The organism is Sphingobium lactosutens DS20 (assembly GCF_000445105.1).
Lineage (GTDB): Bacteria > Pseudomonadota > Alphaproteobacteria > Sphingomonadales > Sphingomonadaceae > Sphingobium > Sphingobium lactosutens.
The window spans coordinates 1-4,531 of the sequence record NZ_ATDP01000058.1 but is presented as its reverse complement, the minus strand read 5'-3'; the positions used below and the strand labels follow the sequence as shown (position 1 = coordinate 4,531).

Below are 4,531 nucleotides of genomic sequence, written 5' to 3'. Positions count from 1 at the left end.
AGCGCCGCGGACCTGCGCGACGTCGCGCGCGCCGTGGCCGCTTCGATCTCGCCCAATCTCTTCATCGAGAAAGTGAAGCTGCTCGTGACGAAGCCCGCCGCCGCCGGTGAGGTGATTGTCGGCGACGATCTCGCTGCCTTGATCGATCGGGCCGCCACCGATCCTCAACTGCACGAACTGCTGGCCGCGGACCTTGCGCCCTTCCTGCTCGCGGCGCAGAGCCTGCTCCCCGATGCCGACGAAGCGGACCTTCGCCGCTATGCCGGCGACGGCAAGTGGGACGCGGTCATCGGAACCGCCGCCCAGGCGCTCCGCTCGCGTTTGACGAAGGGGGACTGAGCGATGCGGTTCGCCACCCTGTCACTCGAGCGTTATGGTCGTTTCGAGGATTGCGAGCTTTCCTTTCGCCAAGGCGAGCCCGATCTTCACGTGGTGTACGGCGCCAACGAAGCGGGAAAATCGACCTCGCTTGCGGCGGTCTCCGATCTGTTGTTCGGTTTCCCGGCACGGTCTCCCTACAACTTCGTCTACGACTACGCCCTGCTGCGCGTTGGGGCCGTGCTCGAGGACGAGGGGCACAGCTTCGCTTGTCGCCGCAAGAAGGGGACGGCCGGGACACTGATCGATGCCGAGGATCGTCTCCTCGACGAAGCTATGCTGCTCGCCATGCTGCGGGGGCAGACGCGCGAGACATTCGCACTCTCCTTCAGCCTCGACCAGGATGGCCTGCGAGCGGGCGGGCGGGCCATGGTCGAGGCCCGCAACGACCTGGGCCGAGCCCTCTTTGCCGCAGGCTCCGGGCTCACGGGTGTTGCGGACGAATTGGCTCGCCTCGAGAGCGAAGCCGATGCGATCTGGGGACAACGCGCCGCGGCGAGGCGGAGCTTCACGCAGGCCCAACGCGATTTCGAAGCGCAGACCCGAGCAGTCCGGGACCAGGCCCTCAAGCCGAAGGCTTGGCTCGATGCCAAAGGCGCGGTCGCGGACGCCCAGCAGATGCTCGAAGAGGTTCAGCGGCGGCGCGACGAAGTTCTTGCCGAGGTCAGCCGCCTCGAGCGCATCCGCCGGATTGCGCCTGCCGTCCGTCTTCGCAGCGACCATCTCGCGGCGCTTGCCGCCCACATGGATACGATTGATATCGGGCCGCAGCGCGAGCACGCCGCCGAAGCGGCAATGGCCGAGATGGAGGCCGCTTCGCGTGCAAGGGCCGCCGCGCAGAATCTGGTGAACGAAGCCCGGGCACAGATCGAGGCGCTTTCTCCTGATCCGTCGGTCCTCGCCCACGACGCCGAAATCGACGCGCTGATCGCTTCGTCGGGCGCGGTGACAAAGGGTCAACAGGACTTAGCGCGTCTGAGCGAGGAGCGATCCGCATCGGGAGGTCTTGTCGCCCGGCTCCGCGCCGAAGCCGGCGCGCTCGCCTCCGATCCCCCCACCCGGATCGTAAGTTCCAGACTGCGCGAAATCGCGCTCGGTCATGCCGAGGATCTCGCGGCGCTCCGGCAGATCGACGAGAGTGAGCAGGACCTGGCTGAAAGGCGTGTCGCGATCGAGCGGAAGATTGCGGATCGCCCCCAAACAGGAAATCTGACCGCGATCGTAACGGCGATCGACCTTGCCAGGACCCTCGGGGCCGATGCGGACGCGCGCTGCGAACTGGCGCAGCGCAAAGCCGACCGGGCCGCGGCCAGCCTGGACGTGGCGCTCGCTCGGCTCACGCCCTGGAGCGGGGACGCATCGGCCCTGGCCGCGCTTCCCAGACTGGCACGGCACGAAATCGAAGACGTGCGATCCGTCCTTGCCGAGGCCGAGACCGATCTGCAGCGGGCAACAGACGCCGCTTCGCGCGCCCGCGAAGAGGCCGAGGCGCTCTCGCTCGAAATGGAGCAGCTCTCGTCGGGCGCTGCGGTGGCTGACGAGGAGATCACCGCGGTTCGAAGCGAGCGCGACGCGTTCTGGCGACCGCTGCGCGCGCACATGCGGCAAGGCATGGCCCTCCCCTCCCCTGATGAAGCTGTCGATGCTTATGAGACGGCAGTCGCTCGAGCAGATGAACGCGGAGATGCCCGCTACGCCGCCGCCGACGAGTCGAGCCGTCTGACGGTCATGGGTCAACGCCGGACCAGGCTCCTTCTGGCCGCTGACCAGGCGGACACGCGCGCGCAGGCGGCAAGCGATCGTCGCGAAAGCGCGCTGACGGGCTGGGCACGAAAGTTGGCGGAGGCGGGCTTTCCGGCGTTGGAGCCCAATCGGTTCCTCGGTTGGGTGTCCGAGCGGGAAACGGCTGAAGCAGCACATCAGGAGGCAATCGATGCCCACGACGATGCCAGGGCGATCGTTGCGCGGCGCAATGAATTGCGTGCCAGCCTGGTCGCCGCCCTCGCAGACGAGTCGGTGCCCAAGGGAGAAGACCTCCTGCCGCTGCTCGCCTTCGCCACACGGATTCGGCAAGCCGGCGAGGCGGCCGCCGAGCAGCACAGACTCGACGAGGCCGCACTCGTACAAATCGGGCAGGATGCGGAAGGTCTGCAGCGCCGCCGCACGCGTGTCGATGAGAGTATGGCGACGCGGATGGAGGCCTGGCGCGCGCTGCTGGTCGAAGCGGACATCGATCTCGACATAGCCAGCGCTCCGGCAACTCTCGACGTCCTGGACGAGCTCAGAGCCGCGATTGCCGCGCAGCGAGACCTGCAGACACGCATCGACGGCATAGCGAGAGACGCGCGTGAACATGACGAAAGCGTTGCGGCCCTAACCGAAAGGCTGGGGATTGCCGCCTCGGGCGGCGGAGTGACGCTACTCGAAGGGATGCGGGCCCGGCTCTCGGCGGCGCGCTCGACCGCAAGCGTCCTGGAGGCACTCGAGGAAAGCATTGCCGGCCGAAGCGCTGAGATGGCGGCCGAAGACGCACGGCATGCTGCGGCCTGGGCTTCGCTGACCGCGCTTCTGGAGGAGACGGGCGCTACCGACCTGCAGGGCCTGGGTGCGGCCATCGAGCGTTCGCGAGCAGCGCGCGCCCTGCGCCACGCGGTCAGCGAAGCGGAAGCCGCGATCGTCGCGGCGGGCGACGGCAAGGGACTGGATGAGCTTGTCGCGTCCCTGGAAGACGTCGATGCTGACGGTCTGGCTGTCCGAATCCAGTCGCTCTCGGGGCAGCTGACCCAGCTCAACGATGAGGTTGCCACTGCCGCAAGCGCCCACGGCGATGCCAGGAGAGTCTTTGCCGGTCTGGAGGCGCAAAGCGGCTCGTCCGCCGACGCGGCCTCGGATGCCGAGCAGGCCCGGGCCGAGCTCGCTGTTCTTGCCGAAGATTTTATCCTGAAGCGAACCGAGGCCGTCACGCTACGCTGGGCGATTGAACAATATCGCGAGCGCCATCAGGATCCCATGCTGCTGCGCGCAAGCGAGATCTTCCGCCGGCTGACGATCGGGCGGTATGCGGCGCTGCGGATCGACAGCGACGGACCCAATTCACGGCTCCTGGGGTTGCGCGACGATGGCAGGACCGTGGTGGACGTCGGGGCGATGAGCGAGGGAACCACGGACCAGCTCTTTCTCGCGCTTCGCCTCGCAGCTGTCGAGCAATCCATCGCGGCCGGTGTTCGCCTGCCCTTCCTCGCGGACGACTTGTTCGTCAATTTCGACGATGAGCGTTCCGAGGCCGGTTTCAGGGTGCTGGCGGAACTCGCGCGATCGACGCAGGTGCTGTTCTTCACCCATCACCCCCATCTGGCGGCGATCGCCCGATCTGTCGTCGGCGAAGACCTTCACTCGGAATGCTCCCTGGCCTGAGACAGCCGAGCGACCTTCAGATCAAGCCGCCCTGGACTGGCTGTTCGAATCCGGAACGCGCTGCTCCGACACTCTTTCGGCGCTTTGTGTACGCAACCTGCAGCGGCACCTGTCCTCGTCCCATTCGATGCGCGCCAGCGAATATCGGTGCCGCTGGCAATTGCCCGACGGCTTCGATCTAAGGCCGCATGACGTGGCGGAGGCTGCGGAAATGCGGCAGCGGGTCAAGGACGCCTTGAAGGACGGCAAATAGCGGAGCGCGGCCTCCAGCGCCTTCGCCCGGTTCTCGACTCCACGGCTCCCCAACTTGCGTTTTCTCGTCAGTATGATTATATTTTAATCGGACTGATAACAGGTGATAAACATGGCGACCGAGACGAAGGTATTGACCGCGCATGTCCCTCTGGGGCTCGCGGAAAAGGTTGAAGCAATGGCCTCGCGACTCGAACGCTCGCGCGGCTGGGTGGTGAAGCAAGCGCTCGCCGCCTGGGTCGATCAGGAGGAGGAGCGTCACCGGATGACGCTCGAAGCCCTGGAGGATGTCGATGCCGGACGGGTGATCGACCACCAGGCGATCACGGCATGGGCCGACAGCCTTGGGACGGACAAGCCGCTACCCTCGCCGGTCAAATGAAGATCCAGTGGACCAGCAAGGCGTCGTCGGACCTTGTGCGACTGCACGAGCATCTGGGTCCGGTCGCCCCCGAAGCGGCGGCGCGCGTGGTCCAGCAACTCGCCC

Annotated in this window: 2 protein-coding genes and 1 pseudogene; all 3 read left to right on the top strand. The window is 66.5% G+C overall.

The features are described from left to right. Nucleotides 1-339: pseudogene (locus RLDS_RS0127640) on the top strand (metallophosphoesterase family protein); the annotation flags it as partial. Nucleotides 340-342: 3 nt separating this feature from the next. After that, nucleotides 343-3,792: an ATP-binding protein gene (locus tag RLDS_RS32090; RefSeq protein ID WP_020819391.1), complete on the top strand. Its 3,450-nt coding sequence runs from the start codon at nucleotides 343-345 to the stop codon at nucleotides 3,790-3,792. Between the two features lie 364 nt (nucleotides 3,793-4,156). After that, entirely contained in the window at nucleotides 4,157-4,426 is a 270-nt protein-coding gene (locus tag RLDS_RS32085) for a CopG family ribbon-helix-helix protein (RefSeq protein WP_020819389.1), read from the top strand. The last annotated feature ends 105 nt before the right edge of the window (nucleotides 4,427-4,531 follow it).

Bases quoted from the DNA above. Each gene is read 5' to 3' on its own strand.
- RLDS_RS32090 (WP_020819391.1), top strand. From the start codon at position 343: ATGCGGTTCGCCACCCTGTCACTCGAGCGTTATGGTCGTTTCGAGGAT.
- RLDS_RS32085 (WP_020819389.1), top strand. From the start codon at position 4,157: ATGGCGACCGAGACGAAGGTATTGACCGCGCATGTCCCTCTGGGGCTC.